19 protein-coding genes are annotated in these 21643 nt (G+C 72.9%); 9 read left to right on the top strand and 10 right to left on the bottom strand.

What is annotated here, in order from left to right:
• Positions 1-14: 14 nt before the first annotated feature.
• A complete protein-coding gene (locus tag KDN32_RS17235) occupies positions 15-767 on the bottom strand; it encodes an SDR family NAD(P)-dependent oxidoreductase (RefSeq protein WP_211733487.1) in 753 nt (250 codons plus the stop codon).
• A gap of 41 nt (positions 768-808) precedes the next feature.
• Here KDN32_RS17235 and KDN32_RS17230 point away from each other — a divergent pair, with 41 nt between their 5' ends.
• The 4 genes from KDN32_RS17230 to KDN32_RS17215 all read left to right on the top strand — a co-directional run bounded on the left by KDN32_RS17230 (position 809) and on the right by KDN32_RS17215 (position 4023).
• The gene (locus KDN32_RS17230) at positions 809-1705 is read left to right on the top strand and encodes a ribonuclease HI family protein (protein ID WP_211733486.1); all 897 of its coding nucleotides are present in this window, start codon (positions 809-811) and stop codon (positions 1703-1705) included.
• Positions 1706-1742: 37 nt separating this feature from the next.
• The gene (locus KDN32_RS17225) at positions 1743-2114 is read left to right on the top strand and encodes a hypothetical protein (RefSeq protein WP_211733485.1); all 372 of its coding nucleotides are present in this window, start codon (positions 1743-1745) and stop codon (positions 2112-2114) included.
• 108 nt (positions 2115-2222) lie between these two features.
• A complete protein-coding gene (mshA, locus tag KDN32_RS17220) occupies positions 2223-3479 on the top strand; it encodes a D-inositol-3-phosphate glycosyltransferase (RefSeq protein ID WP_307854186.1) in 1257 nt (418 codons plus the stop codon).
• Positions 3480-3486: 7 nt separating this feature from the next.
• Positions 3487-4023, top strand: coding sequence for a type III secretion system chaperone family protein (locus KDN32_RS17215; RefSeq protein WP_211733484.1), 537 nt, complete (start codon positions 3487-3489; stop codon positions 4021-4023).
• Positions 4024-4068: 45 nt separating this feature from the next.
• Here the strand turns inward: KDN32_RS17215 and KDN32_RS17210 are convergent, their stop codons facing one another.
• The 3 genes from KDN32_RS17210 to KDN32_RS17200 all read right to left on the bottom strand — a co-directional run bounded on the left by KDN32_RS17210 (position 4069) and on the right by KDN32_RS17200 (position 6982).
• On the bottom strand, positions 4069-4998 hold the full coding sequence (locus tag KDN32_RS17210) for a DMT family transporter (RefSeq protein ID WP_307854185.1): 930 nt from the start codon (positions 4996-4998) through the stop codon (positions 4069-4071).
• Positions 4999-5078: 80 nt separating this feature from the next.
• Entirely contained in the window at positions 5079-5756 is a 678-nt protein-coding gene (locus KDN32_RS17205; protein WP_211733483.1) for a response regulator, read from the bottom strand.
• Positions 5753-6982 carry a sensor histidine kinase gene (locus KDN32_RS17200; protein ID WP_211733482.1) on the bottom strand — a complete coding sequence of 410 codons (1230 nt, stop codon included), beginning with the start codon at positions 6980-6982 and terminating at the stop codon, positions 5753-5755. Before KDN32_RS17200 ends, KDN32_RS17205 begins: the two co-directional genes overlap by 4 nt.
• A 120-nt stretch (positions 6983-7102) precedes the next feature.
• Between KDN32_RS17200 and phoU the strand changes: the two genes are divergently transcribed.
• Entirely contained in the window at positions 7103-7753 is a 651-nt protein-coding gene (gene phoU / locus KDN32_RS17195) for a phosphate signaling complex protein PhoU (RefSeq protein WP_211733481.1), read from the top strand.
• 203 nt (positions 7754-7956) lie between these two features.
• Here the strand turns inward: phoU and KDN32_RS17190 are convergent, their stop codons facing one another.
• From KDN32_RS17190 to KDN32_RS17180, 3 genes are read right to left on the bottom strand one after another with little or no spacing between them, the layout of a single operon-like run.
• Entirely contained in the window at positions 7957-8700 is a 744-nt protein-coding gene (locus KDN32_RS17190) for a phosphoglyceromutase (RefSeq protein WP_211733480.1), read from the bottom strand.
• A complete protein-coding gene (locus KDN32_RS17185) occupies positions 8697-9215 on the bottom strand; it encodes a hypothetical protein (RefSeq protein WP_211733479.1) in 519 nt (172 codons plus the stop codon). Before KDN32_RS17185 ends, KDN32_RS17190 begins: the two co-directional genes overlap by 4 nt.
• Positions 9216-9236: 21 nt before the next feature.
• Positions 9237-9935 (bottom strand): UbiA family prenyltransferase, encoded by a 699-nt coding sequence (locus tag KDN32_RS17180; RefSeq protein WP_211733478.1) that lies wholly within the window; start codon positions 9933-9935, stop codon positions 9237-9239.
• Positions 9936-10093: 158 nt separating this feature from the next.
• On the opposite strand from KDN32_RS17180, the gene KDN32_RS17175 reads away from it, so the two are divergent.
• Complete coding sequence (locus tag KDN32_RS17175) at positions 10094-10579, top strand: CarD family transcriptional regulator (protein ID WP_121141777.1); 486 nt, start codon at positions 10094-10096, stop codon at positions 10577-10579.
• A gap of 134 nt (positions 10580-10713) precedes the next feature.
• Positions 10714-11160, top strand: a complete 447-nt coding sequence (locus KDN32_RS17170; RefSeq protein ID WP_307854184.1) for a 2-C-methyl-D-erythritol 4-phosphate cytidylyltransferase — start codon at positions 10714-10716, stop codon at positions 11158-11160.
• Here KDN32_RS17170 and KDN32_RS17165 read toward each other — a convergent pair.
• On the bottom strand, positions 11144-11830 hold the full coding sequence (locus KDN32_RS17165; RefSeq protein WP_211733477.1) for an IspD/TarI family cytidylyltransferase: 687 nt from the start codon (positions 11828-11830) through the stop codon (positions 11144-11146). The two genes, KDN32_RS17170 and KDN32_RS17165, sit on opposite strands and share 17 nt — an antisense overlap.
• Entirely contained in the window at positions 11830-12336 is a 507-nt protein-coding gene (gene ispF / locus KDN32_RS17160; protein WP_307854183.1) for a 2-C-methyl-D-erythritol 2,4-cyclodiphosphate synthase, read from the bottom strand. Before ispF ends, KDN32_RS17165 begins: the two co-directional genes overlap by 1 nt.
• Before the next feature lie 37 nt (positions 12337-12373).
• Between ispF and KDN32_RS17155 the strand changes: the two genes are divergently transcribed.
• On the top strand, positions 12374-13897 hold the full coding sequence (locus KDN32_RS17155) for a molybdopterin-dependent oxidoreductase (RefSeq protein ID WP_211733475.1): 1524 nt from the start codon (positions 12374-12376) through the stop codon (positions 13895-13897).
• A 33-nt stretch (positions 13898-13930) separates the two neighbouring features.
• Here the strand turns inward: KDN32_RS17155 and KDN32_RS22605 are convergent, their stop codons facing one another.
• Positions 13931-15160, bottom strand: a complete 1230-nt coding sequence (locus KDN32_RS22605; RefSeq protein ID WP_211733474.1) for a C39 family peptidase — start codon at positions 15158-15160, stop codon at positions 13931-13933.
• A 203-nt stretch (positions 15161-15363) separates the two neighbouring features.
• Here KDN32_RS22605 and KDN32_RS17145 point away from each other — a divergent pair, with 203 nt between their 5' ends.
• Entirely contained in the window at positions 15364-21564 is a 6201-nt protein-coding gene (locus KDN32_RS17145) for an ExeM/NucH family extracellular endonuclease (protein WP_211733473.1), read from the top strand.
• Positions 21565-21643: the final 79 nt, after the last annotated feature.

Here is a 21643-nt window from a genome sequence, read left to right as displayed (position 1 = left end):
CAGTCTTCCACGACTCAGGAGCGGTGCACCTTGTGTGCCGCTGCTTGGGCACGGGGCTTGATCACGAGCTCGTCGATGTCGACGTGGGAGGGGCGGGTGGCCACCCAGGCGATCGCGTCGGCGACGTCCTCGGCGAGCAGCGGCTGGTCGACGCCCGCGTAGACCGCGTCGGCCTTCTCCTGGTCGCCGCCGAAGCGCACCAGCGAGAACTCGTCGGTGCGGACCATGCCGGGGGCGACCTCGCAGATGCGGATCGGCTCGCCGTTGAGCTCGAGGCGCAACGTCTCCGACAGCACCTTCACGGCGTGCTTCGCGGCCGTGTAGCCGCCGCCGCCCTCGTAGGCCCAGCGGCCGGCGGTCGAGCCGACGTTGACGATGACGCCGTCGCCGCCGGCGCGCAGCGCGGGCAGCAGCGCGCGGGTGACACGCACCAGGCCGAGGACGTTGAGGTCGTACATCCATCGCCACGCGTCGAGGTCGGCGGCGTCGACGCGGTCGGTGCCGACGGCACCTCCGGCGTTGTTGACCAGCACGTGGATGGTCGGCACCTCGGCGGCGAGCGCGGCCACGGACGTTTCGTCGGTGACGTCGCAGGTGATGGCGCGACCGCCGATCTCCTCGGCCAGGGCCTCGATGCGGTCGGTGCGGCGCGCCGCGCAGACGACGTGGAAGCCCTGCGCGGCGAGGGCGCGCGCGGTGGCCGCGCCGATGCCGCTGGAGGCACCCGTGACGACGGCGGTGCGGGACGTGGTCGGGTCCGAGGTCATGCCCCCATCCTGCCAAGATCGTCTGCTGGAACAATGCGCGGGTGATCATCGCGGCGGCTGACGGTTCGGCACTCGGCAACCCCGGCCCGGCGGGCTGGGCCTGGTACGTCGACGACGGCTGCTGGGCGTCGGGGGGCTGGCCGCACGGCACCAACAACATGGGCGAGCTGATGGCCGTGCTCGACCTGCTCCAGCAGACCGCGCACGTCGACGACGACCTGCACGTCTTCTGCGACAGCAAGTACGTCATCGACTCGGTGACCAAGTGGATGCCCGGCTGGAAGCGCAAGGGCTGGAAGAAGAGCGACGGCAAGCCCGTGCTCAACGTCGAGCTGATGAAGGCCCTCGACGCGGCCCTCGACGGGCGCCGCGACCGGGTGCGCTTCGAGTGGGTGAAGGGCCACGCCGGCCACCACCTCAACGAGGCCGCCGACAAGCGCGCCAACGCGGCCGCGGCTGCCTACCAGCGTGGCGTGGCGCCCGATGCCGGGCCGGGCTTCGCCGGCGCGACGACCGACCACCCCGAGGCCGCGGTCGGCCAGGTCGAGGCCGAGCCCGACCTCTTCTCCGGGCTCGCCGACGAGCCGGTGCCGAGCGACGAGGAGCACGTCGTCGCGCTCGAGCGCTCGCTGCTGACCGACGCCGTCCGCTCGGACCGCGCGGCGGTCGCCGCGCTGCTCCACCCCGACTGGCAGGAGGTCGGGCGCTCGGGCCGGCTGTGGACGCGCGACGACGTGCTCGACGCCATCGGGCCGATCGAGCCGGTGAGCCTCGACGTGGTCTCGGTGGGACGGGTCGACCGGGACACCATCCTGCTGGTCTGGCGCGCGCTGGCCGACGGCCGCTCGACGCTCCGGAGCAGTGTCTGGGTGCGTCCCGCGGACCGCTCGGGCTCGCCGTGGCAGCAGCGCTTCCACCAGGGCACCGACGAGTCCTGAGCCGAGTGCGCCGCGGGCACCGTGGCATCATCGCGGGATGCCCCTCGCCAAGCTCGCCGCGCCGTTGGCGCTCGTCGGCGGCCTGCTCTGGATCGTCCGCGCCCTGCTCGGCGGCGGTGACGACCCGCTCGCCGGCACGCTCCACTTCGTCGGCCTCGCCTGCCTGCTCGCGTCGGCCGGAGCCTTCGGCACCACGCTGGTGCGCAGCGACGCCCTCGGCATGCGCGTCGTGGTCGGCCTGGCCTCGGCGCTGCTGGTGCTCTCGCTGATCGAGGCGTTCCGTCCCGCGGGCGCGCGCTGGTACGACGCGTTCTGGGGCGCGATCGCGGCCATGCTCGGCGGGGTCGCCCTGCTGCGCCGCCGTGACCGCGACACGGGCAGCCCCCGCAGCGGGGCGCACGCGCGCTGACGTCGTCGGCGGCCGGGGAATCACCCGCCGCCGCCCGTGGTTGTGCCGGAGGTGCCCGCGTGCGGGCACCGGCCGCGACGCCGCGGCCCGAGCGAAGGAGGACCCAGCGTGGGTGACCGCGTGGCGATGATCAGCCTGCACACCTCGCCCCTGGACCAGCCCGGCACGGGCGACGCCGGGGGGATGAACGTCTACGTCATCGAGCTGTCCCGCCGCCTCGCCGAGCAGGGCATCGCCGTGGACGTCTTCACGCGGGCCACCTCCTCCGCCCTGCCCCAGGTGGTCGAGGCCGCCGACGGGGTGCTGGTGCGCCACGTCGCCGCGGGGCCCTTCGAGGGCCTCACCAAGGGCGAGCTCCCGGGCCAGCTCTGCACCTTCGCCCGCGAGGTGCTGCGCACCGAGGCGATGCAGCCGCTCGGCCACTACACCGCCGTCCACTCCCACTACTGGCTCTCCGGGCAGGTCGGGGCCCTCGCGCGCGACCGCTGGAACGTCCCGCTCGTGCACTCGATGCACACCATGGCGAAGGTCAAGAACGCCTCGCTCGCCGCAGGCGACACCCCCGAGCCCGCGTCGCGGGTGATCGGCGAGGAGCAGGTGGTCGAGGCGGCCGACCTGCTGGTCGCCAACACCGACACGGAGGCCCGCCAGCTGGTCGACCTCTACGACGCCAGCCCGGACGCGGTCGAGGTGATCAGTCCGGGCGTCGACCTCGACGTCTTCGTCCCGCGCGCGCAGGACGACGCGCGCCGCCGGCTCGACCTGCCGCTCGACGCCGTCGTGCTCATGTTCGCCGGCCGGATCCAGCCGCTCAAGGCGCCCGACGTGCTGCTGCGCGCGGTGCACGTGCTGCTCGAGCAGGACCCGTCGCTGCGCCACCGCCTCGTCGTCCCCGTCGTCGGCGGACCGTCCGGCTCGGGCCTCGAGCACCCGACCTCGCTGGCCGACCTCGCCGCCGACCTGGGGATCGCCGACGTGGTGCGGTTCGTGCCGCCGGTCAGCCAGGCCGAGCTCGCGGTCTGGTCGGCCGCCGCGACCGCCGTCGCGGTGCCGTCCTACAACGAGTCCTTCGGCCTGGTCGCGGTCGAGGCGCAGGCCACCGGCACGCCCGTCGTCGCCGCGGCCGTCGGCGGCCTGACGACCGTCGTGCGCGACGGCGTGAGCGGGCTGCTGGTCGACTCCCACGAGCCGCGCGACTGGGCCGCCGCGCTCCGGCGCCTCGTCGACGACCCGGCACTCGTCGAGAGGCTCGGTCACGGTGCCGTCGCCCACGCCCGCGACTTCTCCTGGGAGCGGACCGCCGAGCGCACCCTCGACGCGTACGCCCGGGCCGCCGGCCGGATGCGCGCGGCGCTTGCCTCATGATGGCCGCATGACCGACACCCCTCCGGCCGCGACCCCCTCGGAGGAGACCGCCGCGGCGGTCGAGCGGCTGCGCGCCTACCTCGCCGACAACGAGATCGAGCACGAGGAGATCGGCGGCGGGTCGTTCTCGCTGACCCTGCCGGGTGAGAAGAAGCTGCAGACGCCGGTGCGGCTCGACGTCGGCCCGCACGCGCTCGGGGTGCACGCGTTCGTGTGCCGCAACCCCGACGAGAACCACCACCGGGTCTACCGCTGGCTGCTCGAGCGCAACCTGCGGATGTACGCCGTCTCGTTCGCCGTCGACCGCACCGGCGACATCTACCTCGAGGCGCGGCTGCCCCTGTCGGCCGTCACCGACGAGGAGCTCGACCGGATCCTCGGCTCGGTGCTCGACAACGCGGACTCCTCCTTCAACGCCATCCTCGAGCTCGGCTTCGCCTCGTCCATCCGCAAGGAGTGGGAGTGGCGGATCTCGCGCGGTGAGTCGACCCGCAACCTCGAGGCGTTCCGCGGCTGGCTGGAGTCCGGCTCCGACCCGCAGTGACGCCAGTCGCAGGTTTCGAGGCTCGTCGCTGGCGCTCCTCGCACCTCAACCAGCGAGGGGTGCGGGCTTGGGCTTGCGGCGCGTCATCAGCACCCCGACGATCGCGAGGGCGCCACCGACGAAGGTGAGCGAGGGCGGCACCTCGTCGATCGCGACCCACGCGATGAAGGTCGCGATCAGCGGCACCAGGAACGTCGTGAGCGACAAGGCGCCCGCGTCGGTGTGGGTGAGGGCGTAGGCCCAGGTGGTGAAGGCGACCGCGGTCGGGAAGACGCCGAGGTAGACGATCCACCAGAGCTCGGCGCCGCCGTCGGCCACGATCCCCGGCAGGTCGCCGGACAACGGCAGGCAGGTGACCGCGCCGATCACGAACGACACCAGCACGACCTGGACGGACGGCAGCCGGCGCAGCAGCACCTTCTGGGTCAGCACGCCGACGGCGTACATCGCGGCGGCGACGAGGACCAGGACGACGCCGAGCAGGCTGGCGTCCGCATCGGTGGACGAGCCGCGCGCGATCACCGCGACGCCCGCGAAGCCGACGACCATGCCGGCGAGGAGCCAGGCGTGCAGCCGCTCCCCGAAGAGCGGCACGGCCAGCAGCGCCACGATCACCGGGCCGATCTGGATGATCATCGCCGCCGTGCCGGCGTCGACGTGGCGCTCGCCGGCGTTGAGGGCGAGGTTGTAGACGCCGAACCAGCCGAGTCCGCCCAGCGCCAGCAGCGCCCACTCACGACCGGTCGGCCGCACCCAGCCGCGCCTGAGCACCAGCGGCAGCACGACCAGGGCCGCGACCAGGAGCCGCCCGGAGCCGAGCGCGCCGGGGCTGACGTCGTGCGCGACGTGCCGGATCACCACGAAGGCGGAGGCCCACATCACGAGGGTGACGGCCCCCGCGGCGACGGGGAGCCACGGCGCGGGCGGAGTCTGCTCGGGCAGTGCGGCGGGGGTGGTCTGGCTGGCGGTGGTCACGGGTCAAGGCTAGGTACGGTCATGACCGATCGCCAGCGGATTCCGGACGTGGAACGGCGACATCCCGCCGTGGCGCGCGCTCAGAGGTCGAGCTTGTAGCCCAGCCCGCGGACCGTTACGAGGTACTTCGGCTCGCCCGGGTCGGGCTCGAGCTTGGCGCGCAGCCGCTTGACGTGCACGTCGAGCGTCTTGGTGTCACCGACGTAGTCGGATCCCCAGACCCGGTCGATGAGCTGGCCGCGGGTGAGCACCCGGCCGGGGTTGCGCAGGAACATCTCCAGCAGCTCGAACTCCTTGAGCGGCAGCCGCTGCTCGGCGCCGTCGACGGTGACGACGTGGCGCTCGACGTCCATCCGCACCGGGCCGGCCTCGAGGGTGTCGGGCATCAGCTCGGGCTCCTGGCCGCGGCGCAGCACCGCGCGGATCCGGGCCACGAGCTCGCGGGGGGAGTAGGGCTTGGTGACGTAGTCGTCGGCGCCGAGCTCGAGGCCGACCACCTTGTCGACCTCGTCGTCCTTGGCGCTCACCATGATCACCGGGACCGACGAGGTCTGGCGGATCTGGCGGCACACCTCCGTGCCGGGGACGCCGGGCAGCATCAGGTCGAGCAGCACGATGTCGGGACCGAACCGGTCGAACTCGGTGAGCGCGGTGGTGCCGTCGGCGGCGATCGCGACCTCGTAGCCCTCCTTGCGGAGCATGTAGGCGAGCGCGTCGCTGTAGCTCTCTTCGTCCTCGACGACGAGTACCCGGGTCACCTGCGTACCTCCTGTGCGCTGCGGCGTGTGGTGTCTGTGGGGTCGGCGGCGTCGGTGCCGGACGGCACGACGACCTCGACGGGGGTGGTGGGTCGGCCCGGTGTGGGCTGGAAGTTGCGGGGAAGGGTGAGCGTGAAGGTCGAGCCCTGCCCCTGCACCGACCACACCGAGATGTCGCCGCCGTGGGTGGCCGCGACGTGCTTGACGATGGCGAGGCCCAGTCCGGTGCCGCCGGTGGAGCGGTGGCGGGCGGGGTCGACGCGGTAGAAGCGCTCGAAGATCCGGTCGATGTCCTCGGGCGGGATGCCGATGCCCTGGTCGACGACCGACACCTGCACCTGCTCGCCCTCGGAGCGGGTCGTGACGACCACGCGCGAGCCGGAGCCGGAGTAGGCCACCGCGTTGGCCACCAGGTTGCTGACGGCCGCGCCGATGAGGTCCTGGGAGCCGAAGACCTCGAGGCCGTGCTCGCCGCGCGACTCGACGGTGATCTGCTTGGCCGCGGCCTCCATCGCGCTGGTGTCGACCGCGGTGGCGACGGCTGCGTCGAGGTCGACCATGACCGGCTTCTCCAGCGGGTCGTGGGCCTGCAGGCGCGACAGCTCGATGATCTGCTGCACCAGGTTGGTGAGCCGGTCGCTCTCGGTCAGCATCCGGTTGGCGAAGCGCTGCACCGCCTCGGGGTCGTCGGCGGCGTCGGTGACGGCCTCGGCGAGCAGGCGGATCGCGCCCACCGGCGTCTTGAGCTCGTGGCTGACGTTGGCGACGAAGTCGCGGCGCACCTCCTCCACCCGCTTCTCGCGGGTGCGGTCCTCGACCAGGGCGAGCACCAGGCGGGCGCCCAGCGGCGCGACGCGGGCGGTGAGCGTGCGGGCGGTGCCGCCGTCGGTGGCCGGGAGGTCGAGCTCGCTCTCGCGGATCTGGCCGTCGCGCCGCACCTGCGCGACCAGGTCGAGCAGCTCGGGCACGACGAGCGTGCTGCCGCGCACCAGCCCGAAGGCGTACGCCGGCGCGGACGCCTTGAGGACGTGGTCGGACTCGTCGACCACCACCGCGCTGGAGCGCAGGATGCTGAGCACCGCCGCGACGCCGGCCTGGACGACCGGCTCCTCCGCCTGGGGGAGGGTGTGCCGCTGGCGGTCGCTGATGTGCCAGGCGAGCACCGCGCCGCCTGCCATGACGGCCCCGACGATCGCGGCCAGACCGGCTTGCATGGTCGGGTCCACGGCCACCATCGTACGCACCGCGCGGGGTCCGCCCGACCCGATGGACGCCCGGCGCCGAGTGTTCACGCGCCGTTCATCGGGTACGTCCGGCTGTTCGCCTGGGGTGCCTACAGTGCGCTCATGCGTGAGGCTTTCCATGACCAGCTCGACGGCATCTTCGCCGACCTGTCCGACATCTGCGGGCAGGTCGAGGTCGCCGTGCGCGAGGCCACCAAGGCACTGATGACCGGCGACGTCCACACCGCGGACCAGGTGATCAGCGGCGACAAGGCGATCGACGACGCCCGCGAGCGGGTCGACGACACGTCGTTCCAGCTGCTGTCGCTCCAGCAGCCGGTCGCGGGCGACCTGCGGATGATCGTCTCGGCCCTGCGGATGGTGAGCGAGCTCGAGCGGATGGGCGACCTGTCGGTCCACGTCGCGAAGATCGCGCGGCTGCGGGTGCCGTCGGTGGCGGTGCCCGAGGAGCTGCGCCCGACGATGGAGCGGATGGCCGAGACGGCCGAGGACATGGTGCGCCGGGTGCGCAGCATCATCGTCGACCGCGACGTCGAGGCCGCGATCGAGCTCGGCCGCGACGACGAGGTGATGGACCAGCTGCGCCGCCGCAGCTTCACCGAGCTGCTCTCCACCGACTGGCAGCACGGCGTGGAGGCCGCGGTCGACATCGCCCTGCTCGGCCGCTACTACGAGCGGATCGCCGACCACGCCGTCTCGGTGGCCAACCGGGTCGTCTTCGTGGTCACCGGCGAGGTGCCGCAGCGCGACTGACGTCCGCGCACCGCTGGTCGAGGAAAGCGCCTGCGCCACCGTTGGTCGAGGAAGGCGCTCAAGCGCCTGTCACGAGACCCGGTCAGCCTTCGCGGTCGGGTGACCGGGTTTCGTCGCGCCCGTCGCGGCTTCGTTCCTCAGCCGCGGGGCTTGCTCAACCTCGCTGAGCCCACGCCGCCGGCTCGTTCCTCGCCGGCGGCTGCTCAGCGACCCTGGTTGGCGACCGCGGCCGCGGCGGCAGCGGCCGCCTCGGGGTCGAGGTACTCGCCGCCGGCGACGGTCGGGCGGAACGCGTCGTCGAGGCGGTAGACCAGCGGCATGCCGGTCGGGATGTTGAGGCCCGCGATGTCCTCGTCGCTGATCTGGTCGAGGTGCTTGACCAGCGCGCGCAGGCTGTTGCCGTGGGCGGCCACGAGGACGGTGCGTCCGGCCTCGAGGTCGGGGACGATCTCGCCCTCCCAGTAGGGCAGGAAGCGCGCGATGACGTCCTTGAGGCACTCGGTGCGCGGCATCTCCGCGCCGAGGTCGGCATAGCGCGGGTCGCCGACCTGGGAGAACTCGTCGGCGTCGTCGAGCGGCGGCGGCGGGACGTCGAACGAGCGGCGCCAGAGCATGAACTGCTCCTCGCCGTACTGCTCGAGCGTCTGCTTCTTGTCCTTGCCCTGCAGCGCGCCGTAGTGGCGCTCGTTGAGCCGCCAGGACCGCTTGACCGGGATCCAGTGGCGGTCGGCGGCGTCGAGGGCGAGCGCTGCGGTGTTGATCGCGCGTCGCTGCAGCGAGGTGTGCACGACGTCGGGGAGCACACCGGACTCGCGCAGCAGCCGGCCCCCGTGGACCGCCTCGCCACGACCCTTCTCGGTCAGGGCGACGTCCACCCAGCCGGTGAACAGGTTCTTGGCGTTCCACTCGCTCTCGCCGTGGCGGAGCAGGACCAGCGTGTGGGTCATGACGCGTCGGCCTCCGTGTCGGTGTCGGTGGTGGCGACGGAGCCGGAGGCGTCCATACCGGCCCAGTAGCCGAAGTCGTCCGGCACGACCGGCACGTCCATCGACACGCGGTCGCCGTTGCCGAAGTCGATCACCAGCGGGACGAAGTCACCGGCGGTGAAGTCGCCCTGCAGGACCACGTCCGCCGCGGGGTCGGCGAGGTTGACCAGCCCGCCCGGCGCGATGGCGACCGGGTCGAAGTCCGCGGCGGTGACCGTCGCGTCCTGCCCGCCCGAGACGCCGGTGAAGCTCTGCTCGTCGCTGGCGTCGTTGTTGGACAGCGACGCGATGAACGTGCCGGAGCCCTCCTCGGCCGAGACCACCACGGCGGAGAGCACGTCGACGGTGCCCTCGCGGTTGTTGGCGCCGCTGCCGGGGGTGTAGTCACGCTCGGTCGCGTAGTCGAAGCCGCACGAGGAGAGCGACGCGGTCAGCGCGAGGACCGCTGCGCCGGTCGCGAGGTGTCGAAGCTGCATGGCGCACAGCCTAGCGTCGCCTCAGGCCAGTCCCACCGTCTGCCCCGTGAACAGGACGGCGACCGCCAGCACGCCGGTGGCGACCGACGCGAGCACGAGCAACCGGGGGGTCCCGGTGCGCAGCGCGAGGAGCAGCGGGAAGGAGCGCTCGCCCTCCTCGTGGTCGTGCACGAGGCCCGGCAGCGCCAGCAGGACGTGGACGGTGAGGCCCAGGGCGGCGGCCAGCGCGGTCATGGTCACCGTCGGCGGCGTGGTGGTGCCGACGCCTCCCCACCCGCCGTAGGCGAGGAACGCGGGGAGCAGCCCGAACGACACCATCCACGGCACGAACGAGAGCGGGCGCGCGTGCAGCAGCCGGTCGCCGAGGGCGGCCACCACGAGCGAGGCGAGGTACGCGGCCGCAGCGGCGCGGCCGTTGGCGACCGCGAGCGGCACCACGAGCAGCACGCCGCAGGCGACCGCGAACCACACGGTGCCGGGGTCGAGCCGGCCCGAGGCGACCGGTCGGTCGGGGCGGTGCCGGGCGTCGCGGGAGCGGTCGGCGAGGTCGTCGAGCCACCCGAGGACGGACTGCCCGACGAGGACCGTCGCGGCCACGAGCGCGGCCTCGCGCAGCGGACGTCCGGAGACCGCCGCCGCGGCGCCGAGCGCGACCGCGGTGGCCACCGCCTGGCGGGGGTGCGCGGCACGGACGAGGAGCAGCGCAGGGACGGTCGCCATGGTCGGAGTATGGCGCAGCCGCACGCCCGGGCAGGTGCGCGCACCACAGGAACAGGCGATCTGTCAAGCCCGGAAGTGGCCTCTGACCTGCGCAAACGCGTCAGGGAGCACCTGCGGACCCGTGTTAGAATGGTCACCTAGGAAGGGGAACTGAACATATGACTTTCACCGTCGGCGAAACGGTCGTCTATCCCAATCACGGGGCCGCAGTCATCGAGGACATCGAGATGCGGAAGATCAAGGGAGAGGACCGTCAGTACCTCGTCCTCAGGATTGTCGCCCAGCAGGACCTGGTCGTGCGCGTCCCGGCCTGCAACCTCGACCTCGTCGGAGTGCGCGACGTGGTCGACAAGGAGGGTCTCGACCGGGTGTTCGACGTGCTGCGTGCGGCCCACGTCGAGGAGCCCACGAACTGGTCGCGCCGCTACAAGGCCAACCTGGAGAAGCTCCACTCCGGCGACGTCATGAAGGTCTCGGAGGTCGTGCGCGACCTGTGGCGCCGTGAGCGCGACCGTGGCCTGTCGGCCGGCGAGAAGCGGATGCTGGCCAAGGCCCGGCAGATCCTGGTCTCCGAGCTCGCGCTCGCGGAGAAGACCAACGAGGACAAGGCCGAGGCCATGCTCGACGAGGTGCTCGCCTCCTGAGCGGCAACGACCTCGACCGAGGCCCCTGGGACGACGTTCCCAGGGGCCTCGGTCTCGTTCTGGACGAGGACCGCGGGTCCCTGCCGTACGCGCTCCTCCACGGCGAGGCGCTCGTCGCCTGCGCCGCGTGGGCGGTGGGGGAGGCCGGCGTCGACCTGGTCGACGCCACCGTCGCGTGGGACGTGCTGGTCGAGTCGGGTCGCGACCTGGTGCTGCACGACTCGCTGTGCCCGATGACCCCGTCGGCCTTCATCGCCTCCTGCCTCGAGCGGGCGCGCGAGACGGGCCGTCCCACGGTCGGCACGCGACCGGTCACGGACACGGTCAAGGTCGTGGCCGACGGACTGGTCGGCGAGACCCTCGACCGCGACGACCTGCTGGCGGTGGCGTCGCCGCTGGTGGTCCCGGCCGCCGTCCTCGCGGACCTCGCCCAGCGACCGTCGAGCAACCTCGCGCGTGCCGTCGCCGACCTCGCTGCTGCTGGTCAGCCGGTCGAGACCGTCGCGGCGCCCCCGGAGGCGCGTCGGGTGGCCTCAGCCGACGACGTACGCCTGCTCGAGGCGCTCACCGCGCCACGGTGACGGCGAGCTCCCCGGCGAGGGCGACGTCCTCGGGGAAGGTCACCTTCAGGTTGGTCGCGCTGCCGGCGACGGCAGCCACCTCGACGTCGCGGTAGCGGGTCACGCACGCGGCCGTGTCCGTGCCCTCGAACCCGTCCGGCTCGGCCGCGCGGTAGGCCGCGACGACGTCGGCCGCCCGGAACGCCTGGGGCGTCTGGACCGCGCCCGCAGCCTCGACCACCGGGGTGAGGTCCGCGTGCAGGAGGTGCGTGACCGGCACGACCGGGATGGCTCCTCCCAGCTCGCGCGCCCGCGCCACCACCGCCCGCCACAGGTCGGCCGGTGCGAGCGGGCGGGCGGCGTCGTGCACGACCACCACGTCGACGTCGCCGGCGGCGACGTCGGCCTCCAGGACGCGCAGCGCCGCCCGCTCGGAGGCGTGGCGGGTCGCCCCGCCGTCGACGACGAGCACCTCGCGCTCGCCCAGGTGCGGGGCGACCGCGTCGGCCACCGCCTCGCGGTCCTCGGGCCGCACGACCAGCACGACCCGGCGCACGTCGTCGAGGGCCAGCGCCTCGCGCAGCGACCAGACCAGCACCGGCACGCCGCGCAGCGGCAGCAGGACCTTGTTGACCTCGGCGCCCACGCGGCTGCCGGACCCGGCGGCGAGGACGACGACCGCGGTGGGCATCAGGCCGGCACCGGCACCAGCAGCGCCGTCGCGACCGCGGCGACGCCCTCGCCGCGACCGGTCAGCCCGAGGCCGTCGGTCGTGGTCGCCGACAGGGACACCGGGGCGTCGATCGCCGCGGAGAGCGCGGCCACCGCCTCGTCGCGGCGCGGGCCGAGGCGCGGGACGTTGCCGATCACCTGCACCGCGACGTTGCCGATCTCGAAGCCGGCGGCGCGCACCCGGCGTGCCGTCTCGGCGAGGAGCGTGACGCCCGACGCGCCCGCCCACTCGGGCTCGGCGGTGCCGAAGTGGGTGCCGAGGTCGCCGATCCCGGCGGCGGAGAACAGTGCGTCGCACGCCGCGTGCGCCGCCACGTCGGCGTCGGAGTGGCCCTCGAGACCGGCGGGCTCGTCCGGCCAGGCGAGGCCGGCGAGGTGCATCGGCACGCCCTCGACGAGCCGGTGGACATCGGTGCCGATGCCGATGCGGGGCAGCGGGGCCGGGGCGGGCTGGGAGGACGTCACGGCGGCATCATGCCCGAGGACCCGCCACAATGGTCCGGTGACCACTCGCCGCCCGCCGTGGGCGCTCGCCGGCGTCATCGCCGGGTGCGCCGGGCTCGCCACCAGCTATGCCACCGCGATGGTGCTGACCATCCGCGAGTCGCCGGTGGTCGCCGTCGCGGAGGGGCTGATCCGCCTCACGCCGGGTGCGGTGGCCGAGCGCGCGATCGCCGTCCTGGGCCACCTCGACAAGCCCGTCCTGGTCGCGGGCGTCCTGCTGGCGCTGCTCGGCTGCTTCGCCGGGGCCGGCCGGCTCGCCCGCCGCGGGTGGTGGCAGCCCGCCGTGGTGTGGGTGGCGCTCGCGGCCGTCGGCCTCGCGGCCGTCGCGGCGCAGCGCGGTGCCGGCCTGGTCGACGCGCTGCCCGTCCTCGTGGGGCTGCTGACCTGGGTGAGCGTCCACTCCGCCCTCATCGACGCCCTGCGCCGCGGCGTACGGCGCCCCGAGCTCGCGTCGCACGAGCGCCGGGTCTTCCTGATCGTGGCGGGGACGATCTCGCTCGCGTCGGTCGGCATCGCGGTGGCGGGCAGGTTCGTCGGAGCCGGACGGCGCCACGTCGAGGCCAGCCGCCGACTGCTGCGGATCCCCGGCGTGACACGGCGCCAGGCCCCCGCCGACACGTCGGTCGGGCTGACCGGCGTGACGCCGTGGCAGACGCCGAACGAGGACTTCTACCTGATCGACACGACCATCGCGAAGCCCACCATCGAGCCCGACGAGTGGTCGCTGCGCATCCACGGCATGGTCGAGCGCGAGCTCACGCTCTCCTACACCGACCTGGTCGGGCGGCAGATGACGGAGTCGTGGATCACCCTCAACTGCGTGAGCAACGAGGTCGGGGGAGGGCTCGTCGGCAACGCGCGGTGGAGCGGCGTGCGGATCGCGGACCTCCTCGAGGACCTCGGGATCGACCCCGCCGCCGACTGCGTCCTGCAGACCTCGCACGACGGGTGGACCTGCGCGACCCCAATCGAGGCGCTCACCGACGACCGCGACGCGATGCTGGCGGTCGCCATGAACGGTCGCCCGCTCCCCATCGAGCACGGCTTCCCGGTCCGCACGGTCGTGCCCGGGCTCTACGGCTACGTCTCGGCGACCAAGTGGGTCGTCGACCTCGAGGTGAGCACCTTCGCCGACTCCATGGGCTACTGGACCGACAAGGGCTGGTCGGCGCTGGGGCCGGTCAAGATCGCCTCGCGCATCGACGTCCCGCGCTCCGGTGACGACGTGGAGGCGGGTCGGGTGTCCTTCGGCGGCGTGGCGTGGCACCAGCACACCGGCATCGAGGCGGTCGAGGTGCAGGTCGACGGCGGTTCGTGGGAGCGGGCCCGACTGGCCTCGGCGCCGTCGGTCGACACCTGGGTGCAGTGGGCGGTGACCCTCGACGTGCCCGAGGGCGACCACGAGGTCCGGGTCCGTGCCATCGGCAAGGACGGCGAGACCCAGACCAGCGTGCTGCGGGCGCCCGACCCCGACGGGGCGACCGGGCTGCACACGATCGCGATCAGCGCGTCGCCGGCCTGATCGCCGGCCTGACCGGCCGCCCGACCGTCTGCGTCAGCCGTTGCGGATGACGTACGCCGTGCCGCCGCTGGCCGCGATCCAGATCCGCTCGAGCTGGGCGCGGTCGTAGACGCGGCGCACCTCGCCGTTGGTCGCGCCGGCCGGGTCGTTGACGACGACGTCGCCGTCGGCCTCGAAGCCCACGATGACGAGCAGGTGGCCGTTGCTGGACGAGATCGGCGCCCCGGTCAGCTCACCCTTGCCGAAGGCGATCGACACGACCAGCGGGACGCCGGCCGCGACGTAGTCCTCGGCCTCGCGCAGGTCGCGCATCCGGGTGACGTAGGAGTCGCCGCCGACGAGCGTGGCCGCGTAGGCGGTGTTGAAGGCCCAGTTGCCGGTGCCGTCGTAGCCGTGGTCGTAGACCATCTTGGCGGTGTGGTCGACGACCGCGTCAGTGTGCCCGGCCGCGATGCCGGTGGGCGTGGGGGAGATGCCGTAGTAGCCGAGGACCATCGCCGTCGAGGTCGCCGAGCACCACGCCTCGCCGCCGCCGCCCCACTGCGGGTAGTGGCCGCTGTGCACCATCTGGCTGTAGGTCGGCACCGGCAGGACCGTGCCCGCCGCGGGGCCGGGCGTCGAGGTGGGGCGCGGTGTCTTCTCGTCGACCGACGCGACCGCGCCGACCCGCTCCAGGCTCACGGCCTGGCGTCCGCCGCGCGGACGCACCAGCGTCACCCGCACCTGCCACGAGGTGACCGGGGTGGAGGCGACCCACGTGTCGACGTTGACCGCGCCGAGGTCGTCGGACTGCCCGGAGTACGTCGTCCGCGCGACGGGACGGCCGGACGTCGACCAGTCGGCCATCGTGTCCCAGCTGCCGGTGGTGCCGGCGGCGGTGCGGCCGCGCACCTCGATGCGCACCCGGCTCTTCCCGGGCGTCGTGGCCTCCCAGGTCGGGACGAGCGACGTCGCACCGAACGGCTGCGCCGCCCACGGCGACGTCCACGTGCCGGTGTCCCAGGTGCGCCCGCCGATCCGGCGGACCTTGGGCTTCTTGAGGGTGACGCTGCCGCGGCCGAGCTTGAGGCCGCGTCGCTGTCCGGCCTTGAGGTCGTGGTAGCTGCTCCACGACGTGAGCTGCACCTGTGGCGCGGCCCGGCGCGTTGCCGCGTCCGAGGCCGCCGCTCCCGGGGTGACCGCAGGGGCTACGGTGAGGGCGAGCACGAGGGCGAGGGGGCCGCTCGCCAGCAGGCGAGGCAGGGCGCAGGCACGTCGGAGCACCGGTCGACGGTACCCCGGAATCACCCCATCAGTCTCCTGAGTCACAGATGTCACTCGCCTAGGGCGAATGTTCACCAAAATGAGGCATGACTTCATGACGTGTTCCGTGCCACATGTCGGTGCCGCCGCTTAGCGTGTCCCCCGGCCGCCACCCTGACCCCCCGGCGGCCCCGAACAAGGGACACGACAACTTGTCTGCACGCATGCCCAGACGGGCCACCAGCCTCACCTCGCTCCTGGCCCTCGTGGCCGCTCCGCTGGCCCTGGGCTTGAGTGCCCCGGCGAGCGCGAGCGTCTCCACCGCGATCTCGAGCTTCCCCTACACCCAGGACTGGTCGGGCCTCACGCCCACCAGCACGTGGGCCGACTTCCCGGGCGTCGAGGGGTTCCTCGCTGGCACGTCCATCGCCGCCTCGAACCTGCCCAACAGCACCGACGTGGGCACGCTGACCGCTGAGGGAACACTCACGACCAGCCTCGCGCTGCAGACGAGCACTGCGCTCCCGAACACCGTGGCCACTGGCGCCGTCCTCGGGTTCTACAACGTGCCGGCCGAGAGCAGGACCGTCGCGCTCGGCTCTACAGGGGCGCAGACCACCCCTCACCTGGTGTTCCACCTCAACACCACCGGCAAGTCGGGCTTCACCGTCGACTACGACGTGCAGGACCTCGACAGCAGCGCCGACGACCAGCCGACCCGCGTCGCGCTGCAGTACCGCGTCGGCACGTCGGGTGCCTACACCAACGTCCCCGCCGCCTACGTCGCGGACGCCACGGTCGCCAGCAACACCACCGTGACCTCGACCCACGTGAGCGCCCAGCTCCCGTCGGCCGTCGACGGCCAGGCCGACGTCTTCCTCCGCGTGATCACGCTGGACAACGCCACGGGCAGCAACGAGCACGTCGGCATCGACAACATCTCCATCACCGCCGGCGGAGGCCCCGCCCCGCTGAGCGCCACGGACCCGGCCGACCGCCCGCTCTTCCGCAACCGCGCGATGGCGCCGTTCACCCTGCAGGCCAACGGCGGCAGCACCCCGTATACGTGGTCCGCGACCGGCACGCCCCCCGGCGTCACCGTGAGCCCGGAGGGCGTCGTGTCCGGCACGCCGACCGAGAACGGCACCTTCGCGGTCGAGGCGACCGTCACCGACGGCGCGTCCGCCACCGCGACGGTCACCTTCGACCTCGTCGTCTCGGACATCCCGGTCAAGCCGTTCCACGAGATCGCGGAGATCCAGGGCACCGGCGCCTCGTCGCCGTTCGCCACCGGTGACGCGAACGCCGACGTCTCGACGTCGGGCGTCGTGACCGCGCGCTACCCCGACGGCGGCATCAACGGCTTCGTGATCGAGACGGCCGGCCACGACCCGGCCGACGACGCGACGCCCGGCGCCTCCGACGCGCTGTTCGTCTACGCCGGCAGCACGCCGGCCTACACGCTGCCCGCGATCGGCGACCACGTCACGGTCCTCAACGGCCGGGTGAGCGAGTTCAACGGCGCCACCCAGGTCACCGTGACCAACGGCGACTTCCTCGACACCCGCGCCGCCACCCCCGAGGAGGCGGTCGTCCCCGGCACCGTCATCCCCGGCACCGACTGCGTCCAGGGCGCCTGCCCGACCGGTGCGGAGCTCGACGCGCTGCGCGAGGCCCACGAGCACGAGGTCTTCCTGCCGACCGGCCCGCACACCGTCACCGACTCCTACAGCGGCGGCGTGGGCTCCTCGTCGATGCGCGGCGAGTTCAAGCTCGCGATCGGCTCCGACGAGCCGCTCTACATCCCGCTGGAGAAGGCCCGCCCGACCCAGACGCAGCTGCGCGCCGACATCGCGGCGTTCAACGACGCCCACGGCGTGGTCCTCGACGACGGCGCGACGGTCACCTTCAACGCCTCCACGGCCTACCCGTGGCTCACGCTGACCAACACGGTCCGCGCCGGCGCCAACGCCACCTTCGTGAAGCCGGTCGTCCTCGACTACCGCTTCAACAGCTGGCGCCTGCAGCCCTCGAGCCGCATCCAGCCGGGCAGCGACGGCAGCGGCCAGGTGTCCTTCGAGCAGGACCGCCCGGCCGCGCCGGACGCCGTCCTCGGCGCCCAGGGCAACCTGAAGATCGCCACGTTCAACATGCTCAACTACTTCGTCCACCCGGCCCAGGACTGGGTCACCACCGGTGGCGACGCCTTCCCGGGCACGAGCCGCACCTGCACCTACTACAACGACCGTGCGGGCAACCGGATCACCGCCAACACCTGCACCTGGCGCGACCCGCGCACCCAGCCGGCCGGCACCCTGCCTGACATCGGCCCGCGTGGTGCCGCGACGGCGGCCAGCCTCTCGCGCCAGCAGGTCAAGGAGGTCGCGGCCATCAACACGATGGACGCCGACGTGATGAGCCTCGAGGAGGTCGAGAACCCGGTCAAGCTGGGCTACGCCGACCGCGACGCCGCGCTCAAGGTGCTCGTCGACGCGCTCAACGCCGACTGGGACGTCAAGCACCCGGGCCAGGACCCGGCGGTCCTCGGTGACCGCTGGGCCTACGTCCCGACGCCCCGCGCCGAGGCGCAGCCGACCGTGCAGGAGCAGGACGCGATCCGCTCGGCGTTCATCTACAACCCGCGTGCGGTCACGACCGTCGGCCGGTCCGAGATCCTCGTGAACTCGGCGCCGTTCCGCAACGCCCGCGAGCCGCTGGCCCAGGCGTTCAAGCACGTCGAGGGCACCCGCGACGACGCGTTCCTCGTCATCGTCAACCACTTCAAGTCCAAGGGCGGTCCCGACGACCCGTCGACCATCGCCGGCACGGACAACGAGGACAAGGGCGACGGCGCCGGCTCCTACAACGGTGACCGCGTCCGCCAGGCCAAGGCGCTCGACGCCTTCGCCGACTCCCTCGTGGAGGACAAGGGCATCGAGTCGGTCTTCATGACCGGTGACTACAACTCCTACTCCCAGGAGGACCCGGTCACCACGCTCGAGGGCCTCGGCTGGAACCCGCTCGACGCGGACAACGGCGAGACCAGCTACTTCTTCGGTGGCCTCGCCGGCTCGCTCGACCACGTCTTCGCCAACGACGCGGCCCTCGGCCTCGTGCAGGGCGCGACGATCTGGCCGATCAACGCCAACGAGCCGATCTACTACGAGTACAGCCGCTACAACTACAACGTCACGCCGCTCTACGACGAGACCGCGTTCCGCTCCTCCGACCACAACCCGGAGATCGTCGGCATCAAGGCGCCGATCTCCGAGGCGCCCGCCGCGGTCGACACCGTCCAGGTGCTCGCCTCGAACGACTTCCACGGTCGTCTCCTCGACGACCCGGGCAGCGCGGCGGCCGGTGCCGCGGCGATGGCCGGTGCGGTCAAGGGCCTGCGGGCGGAGAACCCCAACACCGTCTTCGCGATGGCCGGCGACATCGTCGGCGCCTCGACGTTCGAGTCGTTCATCCAGAACGACAAGCCGACGCTCGACGCGATGAACGAGGCCGGCCTCGAGGTGTCCGCCGCGGGCAACCACGAGTTCGACCAGGGCTACGACGACCTGATGGACCGGATCATGGCGTCCTACGACGCCGACACCAACCCGGACGGCGGCGCCGACTGGCCCTACCTCGCGGCCAACGTCCGCGTGGGTGGCGCCGACGGCCCGTACGCCCTCGACCCGGCGCTGGTCGACGGGGGCGCGGGTCGCACCGACGGCCACTTCGAGCACTCCAACGGCGCGACCTGGTGGAAGAGCTTCGACGGCCTCGCCGGTGGCGCGGGCATCCGCGTCGGCTTCGTCGGCGCGGTGACCGAGGACCTGCCGTCCCTGGTCTCGCCCGACTCCATCGACGGACTGGCCATCACCAGCGTGGTCGACGAGGTCAACGCCTCCGCCGCCGAGCTCAAGACCGACGGGTGCGGCGGCCAGCCGTGCGACCTGGTGGTCGAGCTCGTCCACGAGGGTGCGCCCAGCCCGAGCTGCGCGACGATCACCGGCGACACCACGTCGACCTTCGGCCGCATCGTCCACGAGACGAGCGACGACGTCGACGCGATCATCTCCGGCCACACCCACCTGAAGTACAACTGCAAGGTCGCCGTGGCTGGCAAGGCCATCGACCGTCCGGTCGTCTCGGCCGGCCAGTACGGCTCCTACCTCAACCAGCTGCAGTTCGACTTCGAGCCCGGCACGGCCGACCTGGTGGGCATCCGCCAGAGCGTGCTCGCGATGAAGGACTACGACGACGACGCGGCGACGAAGACCATCGTCGACGCCGCTGTCGACGTGGCCAACGCACGCGGTGCGGTCGAGCTCGGCCAGGTCGCGGCCCCGTTCAAGCGGGCCCGCCGGGTCGACCCGACCAGCGGCGTCGTGGAGAACCGCGGCGGCGAGTCCACCCTGGGCAACCTGGTCGCGGAGATGCAGCGCGAGGAGACCGGCGCCGACATCGGCGTGATGAACCCCGGTGGCCTGCGTGACGACCTCGTCGGTACCGGCGACGGCGCCGGCCCGGTCACCTACCGCGAGGCGGCCAACGTCCAGCCGTTCGCCAACACGCTGGTGACGGTCGACCTGACCGGCGCCCAGCTCAAGACGCTCCTCGAGCAGCAGTGGCAGCGCGACCCCGACGGCAACGTGCCGTCGCGGCCGTTCCTGCGGCTGGGCACCTCGAAGGGCTTCACCTGGACCGAGGACGCGTCCCGCGCCGAGGGCCAGCGGATCACCGGCATGTGGCTCGACGGCGTCGCGATCGACCCGGCGGGGACCTACACGGTGTCGGCCAACAGCTTCATCGCCGTCGGTGGTGACAACTTCCGCGCGCTGACGCTGGGCACCAACCGGCAGGACACGGGCAAGACGGACCTGCAGGCCACGGTGAACTACCTGGCCGCGCACGCCGCCGACGGCCCGCTGGCGGTCGACTACGCGCAGCACGGCGTGGGCGCCCGGGTCCCGGCCGGTCCGTTCGCCGCCGGCGAGACGGTCACCATCCCGGTCGACTCGCTCGCGATGACCGGTGGCGGCACCTCGGCCGACATCACCGACACGACCGATGCCTCGGTGACGGTCTCGCTCGGCGCGACCGACCTGGGCACCTTCCCGGTGACGTCCGCCCTGCCCACCACCCCGTTCGACGTCCCCGGCGCGGCCTCCGTCAGCTTCACGCTGCCGGCCGGCCTGTCCAGTGGCACGACGTGGTTCACCCTCACCGGCGCCACGACCGGCACGGTCGCCAAGCTGCCGGTCACCGTGGTCGACACCCGGGCGGACTCCACCGTCACGGGCACGGCCGCTCCGATCGTGCCGGGCCAGGACGGCTCCGTCGCGGTCACGGTCACCCCGGCCACGGCCACGGGGACGGTCGAGCTGTTCGACGGCACCGCGAAGATCGGCGAAGGCACCCTCACGGGCGACGCCACGACGACCATCGCGATCCCGGCGGGCACCCTCGCGCTCGGCGAGCACCAGCTGCGCCTGGCCTACGCGGGCGACACCGCGGTGAAGCCCGCCGAGGGCACGGTCACGGTCACGGTCGCGAAGGCGGCCTCGACCACGACGGTCACCGCTACGCCGGCATCGGTGGTGCAGGACTCGGGCACCAGCTCGCTCGCCGTCGCGGTGACCGCCACGGGCGCCGCCCCGAGCGGGTCGGTCAGCGCGTGGCTCGGCGGCACCCAGCTGGCCACCGGCACGCTGGTCGACGGGCAGGCCACCTTGGTGGTCGGACCGTTCGCCACCGTCGGTGCGAAGTCGATCGAGGTCCGCTACGCCGGCGCTGCCGACGTCGCCGCCTCGACCCGCACGGTGACCGTCACCGTCACGGCCAAGCCGGTCCCGCAGCCGACCGCCACCACGGTCACCGGCACCGACACCACGGTGCAGTGGGCCAGGGCCGGCTCGGTCGCGGTCTCGGTGTCGCCCACCGCGGCGACCGGCACGGTCGAGCTCCTCGACGGGACCACCCGGGTGGGCTCCGCGAACCTGGCCGGTGGCTCCGCGAGCATCGCGCTGGCCGCCCGGTCGCTCGAGGTCGGCCAGCACGTGCTGGTCGTGAAGTACCTCGGCTCGGCGACCCACGCACCGTCGCAGGGCACCGTGACGGTCACGGTGACCAAGGCGAGGCCGAAGGTCCGCGTCGACTCGCCGAAGCGGATCCGCGCCGGCGAGAAGGCGAAGATCAAGGTCGCGGTGTCCGCCGCCGGCTACGTCCCCACCGGCAAGGTGGAGATCGTGCTGAAGAAGGGCAACAAGCAGATCGTGGTCCGCAAGACCCTGATCCGCGGCGACTCGGTGGCTCGCATCGCCGTGTCGAAGCCGGGCCGCTGGAAGGTGGAGGTGACCTACCTCGGCGACGAGCACACGCTCGCCGGTGACGACAGCACGTCGCTGAAGGTGGCGCCGCGCCGCAAGCGCTGACCACCACGCGGGAGCCCCGGGACACCACGGTGACCCGGGGCTCCTGCGTTCCCGGGGCGGCTCCGCCGAGGCGGGGAGT

It is taken from the genome of Nocardioides palaemonis (genome assembly GCF_018275325.1).
Lineage (GTDB): Bacteria > Actinomycetota > Actinomycetes > Propionibacteriales > Nocardioidaceae > Nocardioides > Nocardioides palaemonis.
The sequence above is the reverse complement of the archived record's forward strand: the minus strand, read 5'-3'. Positions and strand labels throughout refer to the sequence as shown.

Excerpts from the sequence above, each read along its gene's own strand:
- KDN32_RS17225 (WP_211733485.1), top strand. The coding sequence starts at position 1,743 with ATGCCCCTCGCCAAGCTCGCCGCGCCGTTGGCGCTCGTCGGCGGCCTG.
- KDN32_RS17180 (WP_211733478.1), bottom strand. The coding sequence starts at position 9,935 with ATGGCGACCGTCCCTGCGCTGCTCCTCGTCCGTGCCGCGCACCCCCGC.
- KDN32_RS17165 (WP_211733477.1), bottom strand. The coding sequence starts at position 11,830 with ATGCCCACCGCGGTCGTCGTCCTCGCCGCCGGGTCCGGCAGCCGCGTG.
- KDN32_RS17175 (WP_121141777.1), top strand. The coding sequence starts at position 10,094 with ATGACTTTCACCGTCGGCGAAACGGTCGTCTATCCCAATCACGGGGCC.
- phoU (WP_211733481.1), top strand. The coding sequence starts at position 7,103 with ATGCGTGAGGCTTTCCATGACCAGCTCGACGGCATCTTCGCCGACCTG.
- KDN32_RS17235 (WP_211733487.1), bottom strand. The coding sequence starts at position 767 with ATGACCTCGGACCCGACCACGTCCCGCACCGCCGTCGTCACGGGTGCC.
- KDN32_RS17215 (WP_211733484.1), top strand. The coding sequence starts at position 3,487 with ATGACCGACACCCCTCCGGCCGCGACCCCCTCGGAGGAGACCGCCGCG.
- KDN32_RS17145 (WP_211733473.1), top strand. The coding sequence starts at position 15,364 with ATGCCCAGACGGGCCACCAGCCTCACCTCGCTCCTGGCCCTCGTGGCC.
- KDN32_RS17185 (WP_211733479.1), bottom strand. The coding sequence starts at position 9,215 with ATGCAGCTTCGACACCTCGCGACCGGCGCAGCGGTCCTCGCGCTGACC.
- KDN32_RS17190 (WP_211733480.1), bottom strand. The coding sequence starts at position 8,700 with ATGACCCACACGCTGGTCCTGCTCCGCCACGGCGAGAGCGAGTGGAAC.